Below are 21,765 nucleotides of genomic sequence, written 5' to 3'. Positions count from 1 at the left end.
GGAATATTCCGAAAAGCGTTCCTGCATGTCTGAATAAGCGCATGCAGGATGCATCTTTAGCGTTGATGTAACAATTTATAGAGCGCGGGAATAACCAGCATCGACAACAGAGGTGCCGTCACCATCCCACCCACCATCGGGGCTGCAATGCGTTGCATCACTTCGGAACCACTGCCACCCCCCCACATGATCGGCAGTAATCCCGCCATGATGGTCGCAACCGTCATCACCTTCGGCCGCACGCGTAGCACAGCACCTTCATGAATAGCGCGCATCAGTGTCGCGTTCCCACCGTCCGGTTCACGGCTGCGGTATTTATCCAGTGCATGATTTAAATAGAGAACCATAATTACGCCAAATTCCGCGGCAACGCCTGAGAGGGCGATAAAACCCACCGCCCCTGCAACGGAGAGATTATATTCCAGTAACCACAACAACCATACCCCGCCAATAAGTGCGAAAGGTAAAGTCCCCATTATTACCAGGACATCTGTCACTCGCTTAAAGGTTAGCCATAGCAGTATAAATATGATCATTAACGTCACCGGCAAAACTATTTTCAGCTTTGCCGTCGCCCGCTCAAGATATTCAAACTGCCCTGACCAGGAGAGAGAAACCCCCTGCGGTAAAACCACATTTTCAGCGACACGCTTCTGCATTTCATCCACGGCAGACTTCAGATCGCGCCCGCGTAAATCCACGTAGATCCAGTCAGACAAGCGCGCATTTTCGCTTTTTAGCATTGGCGGGCCTTCGGTGACGATGATATCAGCCAGTTCACCGAGCGCCACCTGGCTACCGTTTGCGGCAACGACCGGTAAGACCCGCAATTTATCGACATTGTCGCGCAGATCGCGGGGATAACGCAGATTAACCGGATAACGTTCGCGTCCGTTGAGCACCTCGCTGATGTTATCGCCACCCACCAGCGTAGAAACCATACTTTGCAGCTCATCGACGGAAACGCCATAGCGTGCCGCTTTTTGCCTGTCGATACGGATATCCACATAACGACCGCCCGCCAGCCGCTCAGCCAGGGCTGACGTGACACCGGGAACCTGCTTTACAACCTGCTCGATTTGCTGCGCAACTCGCTCAATATCAGCAATGTTATTGCCGTTGACCTTAATACCTACCGGGCTTTTAATCCCGGTTGCCAGCATATCCAGACGGTTGCGAATCGGCGGAACCCACACGTTGGCGATCCCCGGTACCGACACGGTTTTATCCAGCTCCTCTACCAGTTTTTGCGGTGTCATTCCCGGCCGCCACTGGTCGCGGGGTTTAAAATGGATGGTTGTTTCCAGCATGGTTAACGGTGCAGGATCGGTTGCGGACTCGGCTCGTCCGGCTTTACCAAACACGCTCGCCACTTCCGGTACACTTTTGATCAGCCTGTCCGTTTGCTGTAGTAGCCGTGATGCCTCCCGGGCAGAAATCCCCGGCAATGTTGATGGCATATACAGCAAATCACCTTCGTCCAGTGGCGGCATAAACTCACTGCCCAGACGACTTAGTGGCCAGAGCGTGGCGAGTAACAGTGCAAATGCCAGCACCAGCGTGGTTTTCGGGAACGTCAGCACCTTATCCAGCAGCGGTTCATACAGGCGGATCAGCACACGGTTGATCGGGTTGGCCTTTTCGTCAGGAATTTTCCCGCGAATGAAATACCCCATTAACACCGGCACCAGCGTGATCCCAAGCCCTGCCGCCACAGCCATCGACCAGGTTTTGGTGAACGCCAGCGGCGAGAACATCCTCCCCTCCTGCGCTTCAAGCGAGAAGACCGGAATAAACGACAGGGTGATGATCAGCAGGCTGCAGAAGAGCGCCGGCCCCACCTCCACCGCTGCACGTTCGGCCAGATGCCAGTAGTCCCCCGACGACGGTGTTTTGCCAGGATTATCGTGCCGCCACTGCTCCAGCACTTTGTGCATGTTTTCAATCATCACGATCGCCGCATCCACCATTGCCCCAATGGCGATGGCAATACCACCCAGCGACATAATGTTCGCGTTGATACCCTGATAATGCATCACCACAAATGCGCCCAGAATGCCCAGCGGCAGGGAGACAATCGCCACCAGCGCCGAACGAAAATGGAACAGAAACAGCGCGCAGACCACCACCACCACGGCAAACTCTTCAAGCAGCTTATGGGTCAGCGTTTTGACCGACTCTTCAATCAGGGTCGAGCGGTCATACACGGGGACAATTTCAACACCCTGCGGCAGCGTTTTCTGCAATTCATGCAGTTTTGCCTTCACCGCATGGATCGTCTCCAGCGCATTCTGCCCGTAACGCATCACCACCACGCCACCGGCAACCTCCCCCTCACCGTTCAGCTCCGCGACACCCCGGCGGATCTCCGGACCGAAGCCAATCGTGGCGACATCTTTGAGCAGAACCGGCACCCCATCACGGCTGGTAATCACTACGTTGCGAAAATCATCCAGCGAGCGCAGGTAACCCGTCGTGCGCACCATATATTCCGCTTCGCCCATCTCCAGCAACGCACCGCCGCTCTCCTTATTCGCGGCCTGAACAGCACTGGAAAGCTGGTTATGGGTAATATTCAGCGCACGCATCTTCGCCGGATCGGCCACAATCTGATACTGACGAACCATCCCGCCGATGCTGGCGACCTCAGAGACGTTAGGCACCGTTTTAAGCTCAAATTTCAGCGTCCAGTCCTGAAGGGCACGCAGGTCCGCCAGGCTGTGTTTACCGCTGCGATCGACCAACGCATATTCGTAAATCCAGCCGACGCCCGTTGCATCTGGCCCCAGCGATACTTTCACCCCGGCAGGAAATTGCGCCTGCACCTGGCTTAAATACTCCAGTACCCTGGAACGCGCCCAGTAGAGATCAGTACCATCCTCAAACAGTACGTAGACGTAGGCATCGCCAAACATGGAAAAGCCGCGCACCGTTTTCGCTCCCGGCACGGACAACATCGAGGTTGTCAGCGGCCAGGTCACCTGATCTTCAATCACCTGTGGCGCTTTACCCGGATAACTCGCCTTGACGATCACCTGCACATCCGACAAATCAGGAAGCGCATCCAGCGGTGCGCGCTGCACCGACCACCAGCCCCAGCCTGCCATCATCAGGGCAGCCAGGATCACCAGCAGCCGGTTGCGCAATGAAGCCCGAATCACTGCCGCGATCATGGTGTCACCTCCGGCATCACGCTACGAAGGCTGGCTTCTGAGTCGATCAGGAACTGACCGGAGGTCACCACGTCATCCCCCTCTTTCAGCCCGGAGCGGATCTCCGTCCACCCTTGTGCCGTCAGCCCGGTCTCCACATTCACCGGATGGAAATAGCCCTCTCCTGTTGCAATCAACAGACGCGCGGCATTACCACTCCTGATCACCGCCTCTTCCGGTACGGCCAGCACCGGCGGACGTTTTGACTCTTCGGCACGGGATACGGTGAGATACATCCCCGGTTTCAGCTTCTGGCCGTTATTTTCCAGCACAATGCGCGCTTTTAGCGTTCGCGTCGTCGTTTCCATCTGCGGCAGTAGCTCGCTGACCGTGCCGTGGAACCGCTCTCCAGGCCAGCTTTCCGTCGTGGCGACCATTTTGCTCCCCACCGTCAGGGACTGCGCCTGCGTCTGCGGATAATCAACCACCAGCCAGACGGGATCGAGGCTCGCTATCTCAAAGAGCGGTGCCGTGGCCGTAATTTGTGCGCCTTCCCGCACGTCAAGCTTCACCACATATCCGGCCCTGGCGGCGCGCAGCGTCAATGTTGTCTGGGGTTTACCGCTGCGCTCAAGCGCCCGAATCACCTCTTCCGGCATAAACTGTAGCGCCAGCCGCTCACGTGCTGCGCGAGTCAGCCCGGCATCACCCAACTGGCGTACGGCCAGATACTCCTGCTGGGCCGTCGTCCACTGGGGGATCCACAGCTGTGCCAGAGGTTCCCCGGCTTTCACCTGCTGCTGAGGGGCGTTAACAAACAGCCGCGACACCACACCGTTGGCCGGGGCCGAAACCACCGACACGCTACGCTCATCCGTTGATACCGTGGCAAAGGCGGAGAACGGTGAAACCAGCTGGCGCATCTGTGCTTTGGCTGTTTTCATCCCCAGGTTTTGCTGCTGCTGTGTACTGATCCCGACGCCGGTCGCCGCTTTCTCTTCATCGGCGTAGCGTGCCACCAGATCCATATCCATAAAGGGAGATTTACCCGGCTTATCGAAACGCTGGCCGGGCATCATTGGGTCGTACCAGTAAAGCACTTTACGTTCGGTGGGTTGCGCAGTCGTCGCCGGTTGCCTGGACTGTTTTTTCCCCACGAAATAACCACCGCTGGCGGCCACAACGACGGCAATCGCGACGGCAGTTAAGGTTGTTTTTTTCATTGTGCCAGCTCCTGCGGTATCAGCCAGTTCACGGCAGCCCAGGTACGCGCCATCTCGCGCTCGGCCTGATTCACCGCCAGTTCCGTGTCCAGCACGCCACGACGTGCCTCCAGAAGTGTCGGAAGATCCGACTGTCCGGAACGATACTGCGCCGTCAGCACGTCCAGCCGCTGACGCTGCAAAGGCAACACCTCATCCCGCTGGCGCTGCCACAAGATCTGCGCCGCCTGATATTGCGCAACCAGGGTTTGAACCTGCGCAATATGCTCACGTTTGATAAGCGTTAACTGATCGACGGCCTGCATCGAACGGGAGACATCGGCGGCATAATCTTTGTCCTGTCGTTTAGACTGGAAAATGGGCAGATCCACGCTGAACATCACCCCTGCCATATCGTCATATCCCTCGGCACGATGGGCATAAAACACCTCCACATCCACATCAGGGATCGCGGCTACTTCCGATTGCGCTGAACGGGCTTTGGCCGTTTCTGCTTCGCGACGAGCCGCCTCCACTTCAGGGTGGCGGGTAATCCCCTCTTCCAGCGTTTTTTCATCGGCGGGCAAACGTTGATAACGCGGCAACGGCCCGCGTACATCAGGAATAGCTTGCCCCGTCAGCTGTAGCAGGCGGCTTTGCGCCAGTTGCACATCCCGCTGAGCCAGCGTCTCTTTATCGCGCATTGCACTCAGGGTCATCTGCAGCGCCAGCACGCTGTCCGGGGTTGAGCTTCCCGCCCCGACGCTCGCCTTCTGCACGCCGCGCTGATGCTCTGTTTCGCTGACCAGCGTTCTGGCCGCGTTTAACGCCTGCTGTGCAAGCGCCAAATCCAGCCATGCCTGCGCGGTATCACGCTGAAGAACGGCGCGAATGGCCTCTGACTTTGCCAATACTCCGCGCGCCTGCGCCTGGAAGGTCTGCGCCTTACGCTCACGTTTTTCTGAACTGATGTAACTCTGCATGATGCCTATCTTCTGCATGGTCATGCCTTCACGCGTCAGTCGTCTGTCGTTATTGCCCTGCACCGGCACGTTTTCAATGCCGAACTTTAGCTTCGGGTCAGGTAATTGGGTGGCGGAATCCGCCATAGCGTCCAGCGCCTGCGCTTCGTTGCGGCTGGCTGATAACTCGGCTGAATAGCGCTGTGCTTCGGTCAGGGTTTGTTCGAGCGTCCACGACTCCGCCTGTACGACGGAGCTGAAAAGACCGAACAGCACCCCACCGAGCCACAGGCCCAGTGTGTGTTGTTTCATGGTGTCCTCGCTTAGCGCTGCGGCGTCAGCGAGACAATCTGGAAGCCGGCACCCGCACGTTCAAGCGTGAAGGTCACCTCATCGCCGGGTTTAGCGCCATTCAGCACTGCACCGGCAGATAAGGTAAATGGCATGGTCATGGCCGGCCATTTCAGTTCGGGAATGGCATCATGCCGGAGCATGACGGATTGAGCAGAAAACGACTGAACCACCCCGTGACCTTGCCAGCGTTGTGCAGACGGAGAAGAAACCTCATTGGCCTGAACGGCAAAAGAAGCGAAAGAGACGGACGCGCCAAGCAGCGCGGAAAGGAATAAAGCACGCATGATAAAACTCCTGTTAAACGTTAATTAAATAAAAACAACGGATTAACAGGTCTTTTTATTCTCTGAACCGGCAATAGCGGATCGTTGCCGGAGGCCCCACGGCTGGAGGGGTAACAGACCACACAGAATCGCTCGCAGAAGCGCATTCTGGTGTATTCAGGGTGAGCGTCATGGCGGCAGGAAGCGCCACCAGATGCAACTGAGCGGGATCTTTTTGTACCTGATCGGGTACGCAGTGTTTCTCACACAGCGGAGAAGCATCAACAGCGTTATGCAGGCCAGGTTTTGCCATCATATCCATATGCTGGATAGCAGCCATCTCGCCACGCAAATCAATGGTGCAGTGATGAGATGCAACAGCAACCTGACTCTGGAGCAACAGCCAGCCAAACGCCATCAAAAACATCAGAAGATGTTTTTTGAGGAAACGCAGGCGATAAGTCCAGTTGGCGTGCATATCGGTATCGTCAGGTTGAAAAAAGTAGCCTGAGTATATGCAGGCAAAAGAATGAAAGAAAAGTGCTTTTAAAGAGTTTTACGTTCTTTATCAACTGGCTGAGAAATCGCACCAAATATATTAACAATTCACCATCAATTTAATGACATATAATTGTGTTTCAGTCGGTCAATATCGACATGACATAAATGCCACCGCAATGGCAAAAATATCGTCAATATCTCTTTTAGTAGTATCTTTATTGATTTTAATCAGCAAGGACTGGCCATTAATTCGGCACATTTCATCCTGCTTTTCTTATTAATTATTTGTGCTCTCGGGCAGCAAGGATACAGGGGACACCATGCTTACGTTTATCGAGCTCCTTATCGGAGTCATCGTCATTGTCGGTGTAGCACGCTACATCATTAAAGGGTATTCAGCCACTGGGGTATTATTTGTCGGTGGCCTGACGCTGCTGATCGTGAGCGCTCTGATGGGTCATAAAGTCTTACCCGCCAGCGAAACCAGCACCGGTTATACCGCCACTGATATTGTTGAATATATTAAAATTCTGCTCATGAGCCGTGGTGGCGACCTGGGCATGATGATCATGATGCTGTGCGGTTTTGCCGCTTATATGACTCATATCGGTGCCAACGATATGGTTGTTAAGCTGGCCTCAAAACCTCTTCAGTACATTAACTCCCCCTATCTGCTGATGGTTGCAGCCTATTTCCTCGCCTGCCTGATGTCGCTGGCCGTTTCGTCTGCAACCGGACTTGGCGTACTGTTAATGGCCACCCTGTTCCCGGTAATGGTCAACGTCGGCATCAGCCGTGGCGCAGCGGCGGCAATCTGTGCCTCTCCGGCAGCCATTATTCTTTCTCCAACGTCAGGCGACGTGGTACTGGCCGCAAAAGCAGCGGAAATGTCGCTGATCGATTTCGCCTTTAAAACCACCCTGCCTATCTCCATTGTCGCAATTATCGGTATGGCAATTGCGCACTTCTTCTGGCAGCGCTATCTCGATAAAAAAGAGAACATCAGCCATGAGATGATGGATGTGAGTGAAATCACCACCACTGCTCCGGCATTCTATTCCATTCTGCCATTTACCCCGATTATCGGCGTGCTGGTGTTTGACGGTAAATGGGGTCCGCAGCTGCATATCATCACCATTCTGGTCATCTGCATGCTGCTGGCTGCCGTGCTGGAGTTTGTGCGTGGCTTCGACACGAAGAAGGTATTTTCTGGCCTGGAAGTCGCTTACCGCGGCATGGCGGACGCCTTCGCGGGCGTCGTGATGCTGTTAGTTGCGGCGGGCGTCTTCGCCCAGGGGCTGAGCACCATCGGCTTTATCCAGAGCCTGATTTCCATCGCCACGTCGTTCGGTTCTGCCAGTATTATTCTGATGCTGGTGCTGGTGGTGCTGACCATGCTGGCAGCAATGACCACCGGTTCCGGTAACGCACCGTTCTACGCGTTCGTTGAGATGATCCCGAAACTGGCCCACTCCTCCGGAATTAACCCGGCTTACCTCTCCATTCCGATGCTGCAGGCATCAAACCTGGGTCGTACCATTTCTCCGGTATCGGGCGTGGTCGTTGCCGTCGCCGGGATGGCAAAAATATCGCCGTTTGAAGTTGTAAAACGCACCTCGGTCCCCGTACTCGTTGGCCTGATCATTGTGATCATCGCAACGGAAGTCCTGGTACCAGGAACAGCCGTAAGTTAAATCCGTTGTAACCAAAAAGCGCCTGCGGGCGCTTTTTGTGCTTTAATAATTTCCAGAAATCAATCGTATTCAATCGTTCAGGAAATTAAATGCTCAGGAAGGATATCGTTATTCCGTCTGGCGCGATGGCGCTCGCACTCTGTGTATTCTCCGCACAGGCAGACGATCTCAAGGCAACGCAATACGGCGATTTCGATCGCTATGTGCTGGCGCTTTCCTGGCAAACCGGGTTCTGTCAGAGCATGGTTGATCGTAACCGCAACGCCCCTGACGAGTGTCGTCTGCAGAAAGAGAGCGATAACAAAACCGATTTTCTGACCGTTCACGGGCTATGGCCGGGTTTACCTAAATCTATTGCCGCACTTGGCGTGGATGAACGCCGCTGGATGCGTTTTGGCTGTGCCACGCGGCCAGCTCCGAATATGCCGGAAGTCAAAGCCGGCCGCAAATGTTCAGCCGCCGAAACCGGACTGTCGCTTTCGGGTGCCGCAAAACTGAACAGCGTCATGCCCGGCGCAGGTGGTAACTCCTGCCTGGAACGTTACGAATATGCCAAGCATGGGGTCTGCTTTGGTTTTGATCCCGACGCTTATTTCGGCACGATGGTACGCATGAATCAGGACGTTAAAAGCAGCGCCGTGGGGAAATTCCTTGCGGATAACTACGGCAAAACCGTGAGCCGTAGCGACTTTGATGACGCGGTGGCCAAAAGCTGGGGCAAGGAGAATGTGAAAGCCATTAAGCTTAGCTGCGACGGTAACCCTGCGTATCTGACTGAAATGCAGATCTCGCTAAAAGCCGACACCATTAACGCACCGCTCTCTGCGGCCTCTTTTGCCCCACAGCCACATCCGGGTAACTGCGGCAAACAGTTTGTTATTGATAAAGCCGGTTACTGATCACCCGCCGGGCATTGCGGCTGGTGAGTGAGTACGCCAGACTCGCCCCCTGAGCAAATCAGTAAAAACTGCCGCCCGGCCATCTTACCCCCTGCGTGCATCCGGGCGAACCAGATCAAACCGATGGGTGTCGCTGATGGAGTAGTAGGCCGTCGGCCCACCCGCACGCAAAATGGGCTGCGCTTTCGCTGTCTGGTAAATCCCCTCTTCCAGCAACGTTTCGGCAATATGAATGCCAACCACTTCCCCCAATACCAGCCAGGTGTCGACCGGCGTACCATCGGCCCCCGTCAGCTGGATGCACTGCGACAGGCGGCACTCAAAGTTCACCGGGCTTTCCGCCACGCGTGGTGCATTCACCAGCTGGCTGGCAACCGGCGTCAGCCCGGCAAAGGTGAATTCATCTTCACCGTGAGGCAGCGTGGCAGAGGTTTCATTCATCGCTTCGGCCAAATCGCGCGTTGCCAGATTCCAGACAAATTCGCCTGTTTCAGTAATATTACGCACGCTGTCTTTCCAGCCATTGCTGGAAAAACCGATGATCGGTGGGCGGTAGTTGAAACAGTTAAAGAAGCTATACGGGGCAAGGTTCAGCTGACCGTCTTGATCACAGGAAGAGATCCAGCCAATCGGACGCGGGCCAATAATGGCGTTCAGCGGGTCATGCGGCAGGCCGTGCCCCTGAGAAGGTTGGTAGAAGTACATGTTGCTCTCTCATTGGTAGGGCAGACACGAATTACGCTTCGCTCATGGCCCTGATTCAGGACGATCAGCGTAACGCAATCCGTCAGGGATCAGGAACGAATAAATTTCAGCAAATCGTCATTAATCTGATGCTTATGGGTGGTGCAGATACCGTGAGAGCCACCCGCATAGACTTTCAGCTGGGCATCAGGCAGGATCTCCGCAGCCACACGGCCACAGGTATCAATCGGGACAATTTGATCGTCATCACCGTGGATCACAAGCGTAGGGATAGTCATCTTTTTCAGATCTGCGCGCAGGTCAGTTTCCGAAAAAGCGTTGATGCAGTCATACAATGCCTTGATCGATCCCTGTAGCCCCTGCCCGACAAAGCTCTCCCGCACGGCACTGGACTCTTTCGTCCCCGGGCGGTTATAGCCATAAAACGCGGCGGTCAGCTCATAGAAAAAGGCCGCACGATCGTTAATCACCCCCTCCCGAATACCATCAAACACCTCTTTCGGTACCCCGTTCGGGTTGAAATCGGTTTTGATCATAATCGGCGTCACTGCACCAATCAGCACCGCTTTGGCCACGCGCTGCGTGCCGTGGCGACCAATATAGCGCGCCACTTCACCACCGCCCGTCGAATGGCCGACATGTACGGCATCTTTCAGATTCAGATGCGCCGTTAGTTCAGCCAGGTCGTCAGCGTACTGATCCATATTATGCCCGTCCCACGGCTGTGCAGAACGGCCATGCCCACGCCGGTCATGCGCAATCACACGAAATCCTTTTGACCCCAGAAACAACATTTGATCTTCAAAGGCATCAGCCGTCAGCGGCCAGCCGTGACTGAACACGATGGGTTGCCCGCTTCCCCAGTCCTTAAAATGCAAATAACTGCCGTCTTTCAAGGTAAGTTTGTCGTAATCGCTCATGAGATCTCCTGATTAAGGGACACTGAATGCGGATAGTCGCCTACAAAGGGCGCTTAAAAAGGATAATGCAAATTTGCGAGGGATCACGTTTTTCGCCAAAAATTCATATGACCCATGAATGTGACCTTCATCACTTCAAACTTACGTGCTCAGCCAGTATCATCGGGAGAGTTAAACCCTCGCTGCCAGACGGCGAGGGTTTTCTTTTGGATTGGTTTCTGCGTTACACGCAGCATTAACGACATGGAGTAATAAATGTCCAGACCCACAATTATCATTAATGAACTCGACGCAGAACGTATCGACAGGCTTCTGGAAAAAGCAGAATTCGCTTCTCTCCCGGTGGCCAACGCGCTGAATGAAGAACTCGACCGGGCGCAAATGTGTACGCCTGAGTCCATGCCGCATGACGTGGTGACCATGAACAGCCAGGTGAAATTCCGTAACCTGGCCACCGGCGAAGAGCTGACCCGAACGCTGGTCTACCCGGCTCAGATGACCGACAGCAGCACGCAGCTTTCCGTTCTGGCACCGGTGGGTGCAGCATTGCTTGGGCTGCACACCGGCGATACCATTCACTGGGAATTACCCGGCGGGGCCTCAACCCATCTGGAAGTGCTGGAACTGCTCTACCAGCCAGAAGCCGCAGGCGATTACCTCCGTTAATCCCGGCTGAACACGCGCCAACCCGCATTGTACAGAGGATGCTTCTGCATCCTCTTTCCGGTAATTCACCCAATTTTCCTATACCGCACAAAATCCGCTTAATCCACGCTTAACCTGTTTTGGTGCCGTGGGGACGGTCATGAGTGATGCAATGGTTATCACACTGTTTTTCATCATTTTTATGGCGATTATCGTCATGGCTGTGCTTTATCTTGAGCATCACTGGTAATTCATTTTCTCTTCCTGCCTCGCAAAAACAAAAAATGTCATCGTATGAAAAAGTGCCAGACAGATATCAGAAACCAATATCATTTTGTGCTTGAATGGTTTTAGCGTTTATAAACAAGGAGAAACGGGTATGTATCAGAGAATCATTATGCCGGTTGATGTTTTCGAAATGGAGCTGAGCGACAAGGCCGTACGCCACGCCGAGTTCCTTGCACAGCAGGACGGTGTTATTCATCTTTTGCACGTGTTACCGGGTTCCGCCAGCCTGAACCTGCACCGTTTTGCCGCCGATGTGCGTCGCTTTGAAGAACATCTGCAGCACGAAGCTGAAACACGTCTGCAAACCATGGCAGGACACTTCACCATCGATCCCTCTCGCATTAAAACGCACGTCAGGTTCGGCAGCGTGCGTGATGCCGTTAATGAACTGGCTAATGAGCTGAAGGCCGATGTGGTTGTTATCGGTTCACGTAATCCTTCCATTACCACTCACCTGCTTGGCTCCAACGCCTCCAGCGTGATCCGTCATACGCACATTCCGGTGATGGTGGTCAGATAAAAAAAGAGGCCACTTTCGGTGGCCTCTTGCTATTGCAGGTATAGCCTTACTTTCTTTTATTATGCTGTTTTGGTGCGGATCAGATAGTCAAAGGCACTCAGCGACGCTTTCGCCCCCTCACCTGTCGCGATAATAATCTGTTTGTACGGTACGGTTGTGCAGTCACCCGCCGCAAATATGCCCTTCACACTGGTTTCGCATTTCGCGTCAATGATGATTTCGCCCATCCGGTTGCGTTCGACAGCACCTTCCAGCCAGGTGGTATTTGGCAGCAGACCAATCTGAACGAAAATACCCGACAGCGCCACGCTATGCACATCACCGCTCACCCGATCGCGATACGCCAGGCCGGTCACTTTGCTGCCGTCGCCTTTCACTTCCGTCGTCTGCGCATTCAGTACGATGTCGACGTTTTTCAGGCTGCGGACTTTATCCTGCAGCACCTGGTCCGCTTTCATCTCTGGCGCAAACTCCAGCAGGGTGACGTGTTCAACAATCCCCGCCAGGTCGATAGCCGCTTCTACACCGGAGTTACCGCCGCCGATCACCGCCACGCGCTTACCTTTAAACAGCGGACCGTCGCAGTGCGGGCAGTAGGTTACGCCTTTCGTGCGATACTGATCTTCGCCCGGCACGTTCATGTTGCGCCATTTCGCGCCGGTGGCAATGATGATGCTGCGGGCTTTCAGCACTGCACCGGACGCGGTTTCAATCTGGTGCAAACCGCCTTCAACCGCTGCCGGAACCAGTTTACTGGCGCTCTGGCTGTCTATCACATCCACTTCATAGTCGCTGACGTGTGCTTTCAGTGCGCCGGCCAGTTTCTGACCTTCCGTTTTCGGCACGGAGATATAGTTTTCGATGTCCACGGTATCCAGCACCTGACCACCAAAACGTTCCCCCATCAGACCAGTACGAATACCTTTACGTGCGGAGTACACCGCCGCCGCCGCCCCTGCCGGACCGGAACCGACAATCAGCACGTCGTAAGCATCACGCTTATTCAGCTCGTCTGCCGCACGTTTTTCTGCACCGGTATCTACTTTGGCCACGATCTCGGTCAGCGTCATACGGCCCTGGCCGAATGCGTTACCGTTCATATACACCGCCGGAACACCCATCACGTTGCGGTCGGTAATTTCATTCTGGAACGTACCACCATCAATCGCCGTGTGTTTAATGCGAGGGTTCAGGACTGACATCAGGTTCAGCGCCTGCACCACATCCGGGCAGTTGTGGCAGGAGAGCGAGTAATAGGTTTCAAACTCAAAATCACCGTCGATATCGCGGATCTGCTCCAGCAGCGCCTGCGCCTCTTTTGACGGATGACCACCGGTCCACAGCAGCGCCAGCACCAGCGAGGTAAACTCGTGGCCCAGCGGAGAACCGGCAAAACGCGGCCCCTGGTCAGAACCCGGATTGGTGATCAGGAACGACGGCTTACGCACCGCCAGACTGTTGTCTTCTTTGAAGGTGACTTTGTCAGACAGTTCAGCGATTTCAGCCAACAGTTCCTTGATCTCTGCCGATTTCGCGCTGTCGTCCAGCGTGGCAATCAGCTCAACAGGTTTGGTCAGTTTCTCAAGGTAGGCCCTGAGCTGGGTTTTCATGTTGGTGTCGAGCATTGTTATCTCCTGGGCTTAAAACATCATCATGCAAGCGGCCTCACGCGGCTGCCTGAATGCGCTTGCATCATGGACGCTAGTAAGAAATTCGGGTGCTAATGCACCCGTTTTTAAAGGGGATTATTTCCTGAGTATTTCGTGTCACAGCAAAGCGGCGAGTGGGCGAGTCCCCGGGAGCTTACATCAGTAAGTGACCGGGGTGAGCACGCGACGCCAACGCGGCTGTGGCGCGAAAGACGACGGAAATTTAGATTTTACCGACCAGGTCCAGGGATGGTGCTAAGGTCGCTTCGCCTTCTTTCCATTTCGCCGGGCATACTTCGCCAGGGTGAGAAGCCACATACTGAGCCGCTTTCACTTTACGCAGCAGGTCAGACGCATCACGGCCGATACCTTCAGCGGTCACTTCGATAGCCTGGATAATGCCCTGCGGGTCAACAACGAAGGTGGCACGATCGGCCAGACCTTCATCTTCACGCATATTGTCGAAGTTACGGGTCAGAGCACCCGTCGGGTCACCGATCATCGCGTATTTGATTTTAGCGATGGTTTCAGAGCTGCCGTGCCATGCTTTGTGGGTGAAGTGGGTATCGGTAGACACAGAGTAAACGTCCACACCCAGCTTCTGCAGTTCTTCGTAGTGATCTGCTACGTCGCCCAGTTCGGTCGGGCAAACGAAGGTGAAGTCAGCCGGGTAGAAGAAGAACACGCTCCAGCGGCCTTCGGTATCTTTCTCGGTGACTTCCACGAATTCACCGTTTTTGAACGCCTGGTTTTTGAAAGGTTTAATTTTGGTGTTAATCAAAGACATCTGTACTTCCTCCGTGTTTTCGTTGAGATGTAAGGTAACGAACTTTCCCTGAGTGGGCTAATGCGTTTGCTTTATCAAATCAATCAGCCATACCTAACAACCCGGGTGGGAAGATAGGGTGAAAGGAGTTTCAGGAAAGCCAAACGTAAAAAGGCCGCCTCAATGGGCGGCCCTGATACCTGAACTCCCCGTAGGTACATTCAGTGCCAGCCAAAGCTGGCATTGCGTTGCGCTCTACTTACCCGGTACTCAGGCCGTAATAGCGCGTTGATTACAACACCCGTACACACTCAGGGCAATCCATCTCCCCCGCGTTCCTGCCTATGATTGTGATAGGTAAGGCCGAATACCCGGTTGCGTGACATTACATTATTCATCAAATGAATAATGAGAGACATTTCCAGTACAATTCTAATTAAATTAAAAAGTAAATAAGCAGCCGAAAAACAACCTCAATATCATTATTTAAAACCAGACACCCTTTTAAAGATAAATTTATCTTAACTTCTTTTTCAGAACTATTTTATTTATCTGTCGGCATGATACATTAAGTATGTTTTAAACTATTATTAAGCAGGCTAATCACAAGGATTGTAAATGATTCGCTTCAATCTATAGTTAATACAAATGTGACAACAACACGACAACGAATCAATATCAGGAAGAAACATGGCTAACCTATATGATCTTAAAAAGTTTGACCTCAATCTTTTAGTCATTTTTGAGTGTATTTATCAACATCTTAGCATTAGTAAGGCTGCTGAAACGCTCTACATTACCCCTTCAGCTGTGAGCCAGTCTCTGCAACGTTTGCGCAATCAACTCAATGACCCACTTTTTATTCGTTCAGGTAAGGGGATCACGCCAACAACCGTCGGCGTAAACCTGCATCATCATCTTGAACAGAACCTTAACCAGCTTGAGCAGACAATCAGCATCATGCACCACAGCGGGATGAAGAAGACTTTTGTGATTTATTGCCCACAATTTTTGACACCAGAAGTCCTTCTTCCTCCCATAAAGCTGCTTATGGAAAAACATAACAATGAGATTGAACTGCGGGATGTTTTGGTTTCACAGGACTCAGCGGAAGACCTCCTGGCCTATCGTAAGGCGGATTTGGTCTTTTCGTTTTACCCTCTGAACAACCGCTCAATCTCCTGCAACGTGTTCCATAAGCTGCAAATGAACCTCGTCTGCCGCCAGGATCACCCGCGAATCGGTACGGCCGCAACGCGGGAGGAGCTGTTAAACGAGAAATTCACGGCCTACATCAGCGATGAACAGGGTGCCAAAACATACCGGGACGACATTGAACGTTTATTGCCCGAAAGAGATATCGGCTATCGGAGTGATTCTTATCTTTCTATATTATCCGTACTCAGTGTCTCAAACCTGATTGGTATTGTTCCCGCTACGGCGTTCAAACAATATGGTGAAGCCTTAGGCCTGAAGATGATTGAGTCAGACATTTCCATTCCGTCAATTGATATTTATATTATGTACAATCGCTCGGCACTTAACAGCACGGTATTTTCTAATTTCATTGAAGACATAAATATGTTGTGACCTCTTACCCGGTCACTTAGCTGTGGTGGCCGGGTACCCAATATATCACTCCAACTTATCGTTCCAGACTCTTTCACACATCCTCTAACCCATTGAAAAAATAAATGATATTATCCACCTCTGTTAATAGACAGCGTTGGCCCAGCGTACATAACTCAGGAAGAGGATGAAAATGTCATTATATAAACTCTCGCTTAACCAGAATGTCCTCAATGCGACGCAGGAACGAATGACCTGGACTCTCGAAAATTTTGCCAGAGTGTGTATTTCATTTTCTGGAGGAAAGGACTCGACTGTTATGCTTTACCTTGCCTGTGAATGCGCTCGCCGGATGCGGCGAAAAATTGACGTCCTGTTCATTGACTGGGAAGCACAATTTACCTCTACCATCCAGCATATTGAAAATATGCGAACCCACTTTCACGATGTAATAGATAATTTCTGGTGGGTGGCTCTTCCCCTGACAACACAAAACTCCCTGTCTCAGTTTCAGCCGGAATGGCAGTGCTGGGAAGCGGGTACAAACTGGGTCCGGCAGCCACCGTCCGATGCCATTACCGATCCTGGCTATTTCGATTTCTACCAGCAGGGGATGACGTTTGAAGCCTTTGTCCGTGCATTTTCCGAATGGTTCTCTCAAAACCGCCCTGCCGCCGTTATGATCGGTATCCGTGCTGATGAATCCTACAACCGCTTCCTGGCCATCGCTAACGCGCGCAAGCTGCGCTTTGCCGATGATAAACCCTGGACCACGGTGGCACCCGGCGGGCACGCCTGGTATGTCTACCCGATCTATGACTGGAAAACCGCGGATATCTGGACATGGTTTGCAAAAACCGGTTCGAGCTATAACACATTGTACGACCTGATGTATCAGGCTGGGGTCCCCCTGCGCTACATGCGCATTTGTGAACCTTTTGGCCCCGAGCAACGCCAGGGGCTATGGCTCTATCATGTTGTCGAACCCGAGCGGTGGGCAGCCATGTGCGAACGCGTCAGCGGTGTCAGGAGCGGAGGTATCTATGCCGGTCACGACAATCATTTCTATGGCCACCGCAAAATTCTCAAACCGGCCCACCTTAGCTGGCAGGAATACGCCCTTTTGCTGCTCGACAGCATGCCACAACACACATCAGAACATTACCGCAACAAAATTGCCGTGTATTTGCACTGGTACCGCAAAAAAGGCATGCCCGATATTCCCGAAACGCAGGAAGGGGATATTGGCTCAAAGGATATTCCCTCGTGGCGGCGCATCTGCAAGGTACTTCTGAATAATGACTACTGGTGCCGGGCATTGTCTTTTAGCCCCAATAAACCAAAGCACTATCAGCGATACAGCGACCGGATAAAATCAAAACGTATGGAATGGGGGATCTTATGCAACAACGATTAATCAACGAAATGAATAGCTATCTACAGTCTCTTCCGGAAGAGCAGCGCATTGACGCGCTCAATACCTTTCGCAAGGCGCTACATGAAAATAGCCCTTTTCGCGATCAGCCCGTTGACTGTGTTTTGTGGATTAAACAGGAAGATATCACCGCCAATGATTACAATCCCAACAACGTTGCGCCCCCGGAAAAACGGCTGCTCAGCCAGTCGCTGGAGCTGGACGGTTTCACGCAGCCTATCGTGGTGACAGAAGATCAACCGCAGCATTATGAAATTGTCGATGGTTTTCATCGTCATGAAATTGGCAAAAAGAAAACAACGCTTAAAAAGCAGCTTAAAGGGTATCTTCCGGTAACCTGTCTGCGTAAAGAACGACAGGAGAGGATTGACCGGATGGCTGCGACCATTCGCCACAACCGTGCGCGCGGTCGCCACCAGATAAACGCCATGTCTGACATTGTGCGTGAGCTGGCGCTGTTGGGCTGGAGCGATGAGAAAATCGGGAAAGAGCTTGGTATGGACTGCGACGAAGTCCTGCGCCTGAAGCAGATCAACGGCCTGCTGGAACTGTTTGCAGACCGTCGCTACTCAGAAGCCTGGACGGTGAAATAATCAGAGCGTATTCAGACGCTCTGCCGCCGCGAGAAGCGTCGACTCCTGTTTCGCAAAACAGAGACGGATCAGTTTATGCGGGAAGGGGTCGGCGCTGAAAACCGACAGCGGAATAGCCGCCACGCCCACCTCTTTAGTCAGCCACTGACAGAAGCTCACATCATCCAGATCCGAAATGGCGCTGTAGTCCGCCAGCAGGAAATACGTCCCTTCACAGGGCAAAATCTCCAGGCGACTTTGGCTGAGCGCATTCACAAACCGATCCCGGCGCGTGCGGTAAAACCCGGACAAGTCACGATAATGCGCTGGCTCAGCGCGCAGCATATCGGCCAGCGCCAGCTGAGCAGGCGTGTTCACAGCAAACGTCAGGTACTGGTGCACTTTACGCAGTTCTGCGCTAATTGCGGCCGGAGCCACGCAGTACCCCACTTTCCAGCCGGTCATGTGGTAGGTTTTACCAAAGGACGAAACGGCAATGGCGCGCTCCCGCAGCTGCGGATGTGCCAGCACACTGACATGTCCTTCAGAGGCAAAGCAGATGTGCTCATACACTTCATCGCTCAGCACAAAGATTTCACGTTCAGCAATGGCTTGCCATAACGCGGTGAAATCCGCTTTTTGCCATACCGTCGCGGACGGGTTGTGCGGCGTATTAAGGATCACCAGACGGGTTTTCTCACTCAGTAATGCGGCAAAAGCCTGCCAGTCCGGGCGGAAATGCGGCGGCTGCAGCGCCACGCGTTTCACCACGCCGCCGGACAGCGCAACGGCGGGCGCATAGCTGTCGTAACATGGTTCAAAGCAGATCACTTCGTCACCCTGACGCACCAGGGCCGTAATGGCTGCATACAGTGCTTCGGTCGCCCCTGCGGTCACCGTGATGTCGCTGTTCGCGTCTGGCTTATAGCCATACAGCTCCGCGGTTTTATCAGCAATGGCGTCGCGCAGCACCTGTGCCCCCGTCATTGGTGCATACTGGTTTGCGCCCTGTGCAACGTGGTATGCCAGGCGCTCCTGCAAGTATTTCGGGCCGTCAAAATCCGGGAACCCCTGCGAGAGGTTAATGGCGTTATGCTGCTGTGCCAGCGCACTCATTTGCGTAAAGATGGTCGTCCCCAGGTTGGGAAGCTTACTCTGCGGAATCAATGCGTTATTGCTCATTGTGTCGTGCCTGCCTGTAATACTTATGTTGCTGCCACTATAACACGATGTTAGTCTTTGGCAATCAAGACGCTTAGACGTCTATATGCTATAAATATTCCTGACCGAAAGGGGTAAAAGGAACATGACAGACAACCTGCAACTCACACACCTGGTTGACGCCTGCCGCTGGATTGGCGCAAAAGGCTGGGCTCCGGCAACCGGCGGCAACATGTCAGTACGCCAGGACGAACACCTGTGCTGGCTCAGCGAATCCGGCAAAGACAAAGGCAGCCTCACAACCGGAGATTTTCTGCAGGTGGAGATCGCCACCAACCGCGCACCGTCTGGCCGTAAGCCGTCGGCAGAAACCGGGCTACATACGCTGATCTACCGTCTGTTCCCGGAGGCCAACGCCGTTCTGCACGTCCACACCGTTAACGCCACGGTACTCTCCAGGCTGGTCAAAGAAACAGAGCTAAAAATTAGCGGTTTTGAAATGCAAAAATCCCTCACCGGGCAAACCACCCATCTGGATACGGTTGCCATCCCGGTGTTTGATAACGACCAGGATATTGACGCCCTCGCCTCTCGAATCGCTCATTACGCACAGGAACGCCCACTTAATTATGGTTTTCTTCTGCGCGGTCATGGCTTAACCTGCTGGGGACGTGACGTGGCAGAAGCCCGCCGTCATCTGGAAGGATTAGAATTCTTATTTGAATGTGAAATGCGTTTACGACAACTGGAGAGAGTATGATTCGCGCGATTGTGACGGATATTGAAGGGACGACCAGCGATATCCGTTTTGTCCATGATGTTTTGTTCCCTTATGCGCGTGAGCGACTGGCGGCCTTCGTGACCGCCCAGCAATACGCCGAACCGGTCAAATCGATTCTGGACAACCTGCGTGATGAAATCAGCAATCCGCATGCCAGCGCCAGCGAGCTTACCGACGCGCTGTTTGCCTTTATGGATGAAGACCGTAAATCGACCGCACTGAAGGCCCTGCAGGGGATCATCTGGCATGACGGCTACGTCAACGGCGACTTTACCGGCCATCTCTATCCGGATGTGCTCCCTGCGCTGGAAAAATGGAAGGCACAAGGCATTGATCTCTATGTTTATTCCTCTGGCTCCGTCGCGGCGCAGAAACTGTTATTTGGCTACAGTGACGAAGGTGATATTACTCATCTGTTCAGCGGTTACTTTGATACCCACATTGGTGCCAAGCGCGACGTCCAGTCTTACCAGACTATTGCAACGCAAACAGGGATCCCCCCGTCGCAGATCCTGTTCCTGTCTGATATTCATCAGGAGCTGGACGCCGCTGAGCAGGCAGGTTTTCGCACCCTGCAGCTGATTCGCGGTGATGATGACGGCGCAAGTCATCATCATCAGGTACACCAGTTTGACGAGATTAATCCGGAGCAGATCCCTTCATGAGCGCATTAACCATTTATTCCGATAAAGACGCCAGCAAGCACCAGTGGCACAGCACCAATGCCGCAGAGATCGCCCAACAGCTCAACGCCAAAGGTGTGCGTTTTGAACGCTGGGCCGCGGATCGTGATTTAGGCCGCGATCCTGCGCCCGAAACGGTGATCAATGCCTATCAGCATGCGATCGACAAACTGGTGACGGAAAAAGGTTACCAGAGCTGGGACGTGATCAGCCTGCGGGCCGATAACCCGCAGAAAGAAGCATTGCGCGCGAAGTTCCTGAGCGAGCACACCCACGGCGAAGACGAAGTGCGCTTCTTCGTTGAAGGCGCAGGCTTGTTCTGCCTGCACATCGGCGATGAGGTGTATCAGGTGCTGTGCGAGAAAAACGACCTGATCTCGGTGCCTGCAGGCACGCCGCACTGGTTTGATATGGGTTCAGAGCCGAACTTTACCGCCATTCGTATTTTCGATAACCCCGAGGGCTGGATTGCGCAGTTTACCGGGGATGATATTGCGGATGGGTATCCGAAACTCGCATGACGCTTTAGCGCCCTCTCCCAGTGGGAGAGGGCGTCCAGAAGCACTACCGTTTCAGCCCCTTCACATACGCCACCAGCTGATCCAGCACAATCCCCCACCCTTCGTGGAAGCCCATTTGTTCATGCTGTTCACGAATTTCTGCCGATGGATGGCGCGCAATCGCCGTATAGCGGGTTTTGCCTTCACCCGCATCTTCGAGCAGCAGGATTGCCGTCATAAACGGTTTCTCCGCCGGTTTCCAGTCTTCGGTGTAACCGTCGGTAAAGACCAGTTTCCTGCCTGGGTCAATTTCGAGGAAAACGCCCTTGTTGTCCATCCGCTGACCATCCACCTCAAACACGGTGTTGAACCGCCCACCCACACGCAGGTCGAGGTCACATTCGGTCACCTTATGGGGAACAGGAATAAAGAAGTTTTTGATGTGCTCTGGCGTCGTCCAGCAGAGCCACAGCAGGTCGCGTGGTGCATCCACCACGCGTTCCAGTTTTAAGTCAGTACTGGGATCAAGAGTCACGTTTGGCTC

The 21,765-nt window shown here is 53.4% G+C and carries 22 protein-coding genes; 11 read left to right on the top strand and 11 right to left on the bottom strand.

The genetic code is table 11. The features are described 5' to 3' along the window. Window positions 1-56: 56 nt before the first annotated feature. The 5 genes from ACHHZ6_RS12330 to ACHHZ6_RS12310 are packed head-to-tail and all read right to left on the bottom strand — an operon-like array spanning window position 57 to window position 6,411. Complete coding sequence (locus tag ACHHZ6_RS12330) at window positions 57-3,173, bottom strand: efflux RND transporter permease subunit (protein ID WP_196390983.1); 3,117 nt, start codon at window positions 3,171-3,173, stop codon at window positions 57-59. Then, entirely contained in the window at window positions 3,170-4,375 is a 1,206-nt protein-coding gene (locus tag ACHHZ6_RS12325; RefSeq protein ID WP_182919585.1) for an efflux RND transporter periplasmic adaptor subunit, read from the bottom strand. The genes ACHHZ6_RS12330 and ACHHZ6_RS12325 overlap by 4 nt, the downstream gene beginning before the upstream one ends. Next, a complete protein-coding gene (locus ACHHZ6_RS12320; RefSeq protein WP_395122281.1) occupies window positions 4,372-5,628 on the bottom strand; it encodes a TolC family protein in 1,257 nt (418 codons plus the stop codon). Before ACHHZ6_RS12320 ends, ACHHZ6_RS12325 begins: the two co-directional genes overlap by 4 nt. 11 nt (window positions 5,629-5,639) lie before the next feature. Continuing rightward, the gene (locus ACHHZ6_RS12315) at window positions 5,640-5,954 is read right to left on the bottom strand and encodes a copper-binding protein (protein ID WP_395122280.1); all 315 of its coding nucleotides are present in this window, start codon (window positions 5,952-5,954) and stop codon (window positions 5,640-5,642) included. A 55-nt stretch (window positions 5,955-6,009) separates the two neighbouring features. Next, window positions 6,010-6,411 carry a hypothetical protein gene (locus tag ACHHZ6_RS12310; protein WP_182919582.1) on the bottom strand — a complete coding sequence of 134 codons (402 nt, stop codon included), beginning with the start codon at window positions 6,409-6,411 and terminating at the stop codon, window positions 6,010-6,012. A gap of 343 nt (window positions 6,412-6,754) precedes the next feature. On the opposite strand from ACHHZ6_RS12310, the gene dcuC reads away from it, so the two are divergent. Together dcuC and rna are read left to right on the top strand one after the other, a co-directional pair. Beyond that, complete coding sequence (dcuC, locus tag ACHHZ6_RS12305; protein WP_196390979.1) at window positions 6,755-8,128, top strand: anaerobic C4-dicarboxylate transporter DcuC; 1,374 nt, start codon at window positions 6,755-6,757, stop codon at window positions 8,126-8,128. An 89-nt stretch (window positions 8,129-8,217) separates the two neighbouring features. Next, window positions 8,218-9,027, top strand: a complete 810-nt coding sequence (gene rna / locus ACHHZ6_RS12300; RefSeq protein WP_182274092.1) for a ribonuclease I — start codon at window positions 8,218-8,220, stop codon at window positions 9,025-9,027. Window positions 9,028-9,111: 84 nt separating this feature from the next. Here rna and ACHHZ6_RS12295 read toward each other — a convergent pair whose 3' ends face one another. Together ACHHZ6_RS12295 and ACHHZ6_RS12290 are read right to left on the bottom strand one after the other, a co-directional pair. After that, window positions 9,112-9,732 carry a flavin reductase family protein gene (locus ACHHZ6_RS12295; RefSeq protein ID WP_182274091.1) on the bottom strand — a complete coding sequence of 207 codons (621 nt, stop codon included), beginning with the start codon at window positions 9,730-9,732 and terminating at the stop codon, window positions 9,112-9,114. An 89-nt stretch (window positions 9,733-9,821) separates the two neighbouring features. Then, entirely contained in the window at window positions 9,822-10,652 is an 831-nt protein-coding gene (locus tag ACHHZ6_RS12290) for an alpha/beta fold hydrolase (protein WP_395122279.1), read from the bottom strand. 255 nt (window positions 10,653-10,907) lie between these two features. Between ACHHZ6_RS12290 and rnk the strand changes: the two genes are divergently transcribed. The 3 genes from rnk (at window position 10,908) to uspG (ending at window position 12,105) form a co-directional block, all read left to right on the top strand. After that, window positions 10,908-11,318 (top strand): nucleoside diphosphate kinase regulator, encoded by a 411-nt coding sequence (rnk, locus tag ACHHZ6_RS12285; RefSeq protein WP_182274089.1) that lies wholly within the window; start codon window positions 10,908-10,910, stop codon window positions 11,316-11,318. A gap of 139 nt (window positions 11,319-11,457) precedes the next feature. Continuing rightward, complete coding sequence (gene yldA, locus ACHHZ6_RS12280; protein WP_275943685.1) at window positions 11,458-11,547, top strand: small membrane protein YldA; 90 nt, start codon at window positions 11,458-11,460, stop codon at window positions 11,545-11,547. Between the two features lie 129 nt (window positions 11,548-11,676). Next, window positions 11,677-12,105: a universal stress protein UspG gene (uspG, locus tag ACHHZ6_RS12275; protein WP_182274088.1), complete on the top strand. Its 429-nt coding sequence runs from the start codon at window positions 11,677-11,679 to the stop codon at window positions 12,103-12,105. Between the two features lie 59 nt (window positions 12,106-12,164). Here the strand turns inward: uspG and ahpF are convergent, their stop codons facing one another. Together ahpF and ahpC are read right to left on the bottom strand one after the other, a co-directional pair. Next, window positions 12,165-13,730, bottom strand: a complete 1,566-nt coding sequence (gene ahpF, locus ACHHZ6_RS12270) for an alkyl hydroperoxide reductase subunit F (RefSeq protein WP_182274087.1) — start codon at window positions 13,728-13,730, stop codon at window positions 12,165-12,167. 247 nt (window positions 13,731-13,977) lie between these two features. Next, window positions 13,978-14,541, bottom strand: a complete 564-nt coding sequence (gene ahpC, locus ACHHZ6_RS12265) for an alkyl hydroperoxide reductase subunit C (RefSeq protein ID WP_182919577.1) — start codon at window positions 14,539-14,541, stop codon at window positions 13,978-13,980. A 669-nt stretch (window positions 14,542-15,210) separates the two neighbouring features. Here ahpC and ACHHZ6_RS12260 point away from each other — a divergent pair. The 3 genes from ACHHZ6_RS12260 (at window position 15,211) to ACHHZ6_RS12250 (ending at window position 18,117) form a co-directional block, all read left to right on the top strand. Continuing rightward, window positions 15,211-16,110, top strand: a complete 900-nt coding sequence (locus ACHHZ6_RS12260) for a LysR family transcriptional regulator (protein WP_395122278.1) — start codon at window positions 15,211-15,213, stop codon at window positions 16,108-16,110. A 172-nt stretch (window positions 16,111-16,282) separates the two neighbouring features. Next, window positions 16,283-17,506 (top strand): phosphoadenosine phosphosulfate reductase, encoded by a 1,224-nt coding sequence (locus tag ACHHZ6_RS12255; RefSeq protein ID WP_182274638.1) that lies wholly within the window; start codon window positions 16,283-16,285, stop codon window positions 17,504-17,506. Beyond that, window positions 17,491-18,117, top strand: coding sequence for a ParB/RepB/Spo0J family partition protein (locus tag ACHHZ6_RS12250; RefSeq protein ID WP_182274084.1), 627 nt, complete (start codon window positions 17,491-17,493; stop codon window positions 18,115-18,117). Before ACHHZ6_RS12255 ends, ACHHZ6_RS12250 begins: the two co-directional genes overlap by 16 nt. Here the strand turns inward: ACHHZ6_RS12250 and ACHHZ6_RS12245 are convergent, their stop codons facing one another. Beyond that, on the bottom strand, window positions 18,118-19,278 hold the full coding sequence (locus ACHHZ6_RS12245) for a pyridoxal phosphate-dependent aminotransferase (protein ID WP_395122277.1): 1,161 nt from the start codon (window positions 19,276-19,278) through the stop codon (window positions 18,118-18,120). 124 nt (window positions 19,279-19,402) lie between these two features. Between ACHHZ6_RS12245 and ACHHZ6_RS12240 the strand changes: the two genes are divergently transcribed. From ACHHZ6_RS12240 to ACHHZ6_RS12230, 3 genes are read left to right on the top strand one after another with little or no spacing between them, the layout of a single operon-like run. Continuing rightward, the gene (locus ACHHZ6_RS12240) at window positions 19,403-20,017 is read left to right on the top strand and encodes a methylthioribulose 1-phosphate dehydratase (protein WP_182274082.1); all 615 of its coding nucleotides are present in this window, start codon (window positions 19,403-19,405) and stop codon (window positions 20,015-20,017) included. Then, window positions 20,014-20,703 carry an acireductone synthase gene (gene mtnC / locus ACHHZ6_RS12235; protein ID WP_182274081.1) on the top strand — a complete coding sequence of 230 codons (690 nt, stop codon included), beginning with the start codon at window positions 20,014-20,016 and terminating at the stop codon, window positions 20,701-20,703. The genes ACHHZ6_RS12240 and mtnC overlap by 4 nt, the downstream gene beginning before the upstream one ends. Next, complete coding sequence (locus tag ACHHZ6_RS12230) at window positions 20,700-21,242, top strand: acireductone dioxygenase (protein ID WP_196390972.1); 543 nt, start codon at window positions 20,700-20,702, stop codon at window positions 21,240-21,242. Before mtnC ends, ACHHZ6_RS12230 begins: the two co-directional genes overlap by 4 nt. Before the next feature lie 43 nt (window positions 21,243-21,285). Here the strand turns inward: ACHHZ6_RS12230 and ACHHZ6_RS12225 are convergent, their stop codons facing one another. Continuing rightward, entirely contained in the window at window positions 21,286-21,756 is a 471-nt protein-coding gene (locus ACHHZ6_RS12225) for an SRPBCC family protein (protein ID WP_182274079.1), read from the bottom strand. Window positions 21,757-21,765 lie beyond the last annotated feature (9 nt).

Origin of the sequence: Enterobacter cloacae complex sp. 2024EL-00214, from assembly GCF_043945575.1 — a bacterium.
GTDB classification, from domain to species: Bacteria; Pseudomonadota; Gammaproteobacteria; order Enterobacterales; family Enterobacteriaceae; genus Enterobacter; species Enterobacter cloacae_P.
The sequence above is the reverse complement of the archived record's forward strand: the minus strand, read 5'-3'. Positions and strand labels throughout refer to the sequence as shown.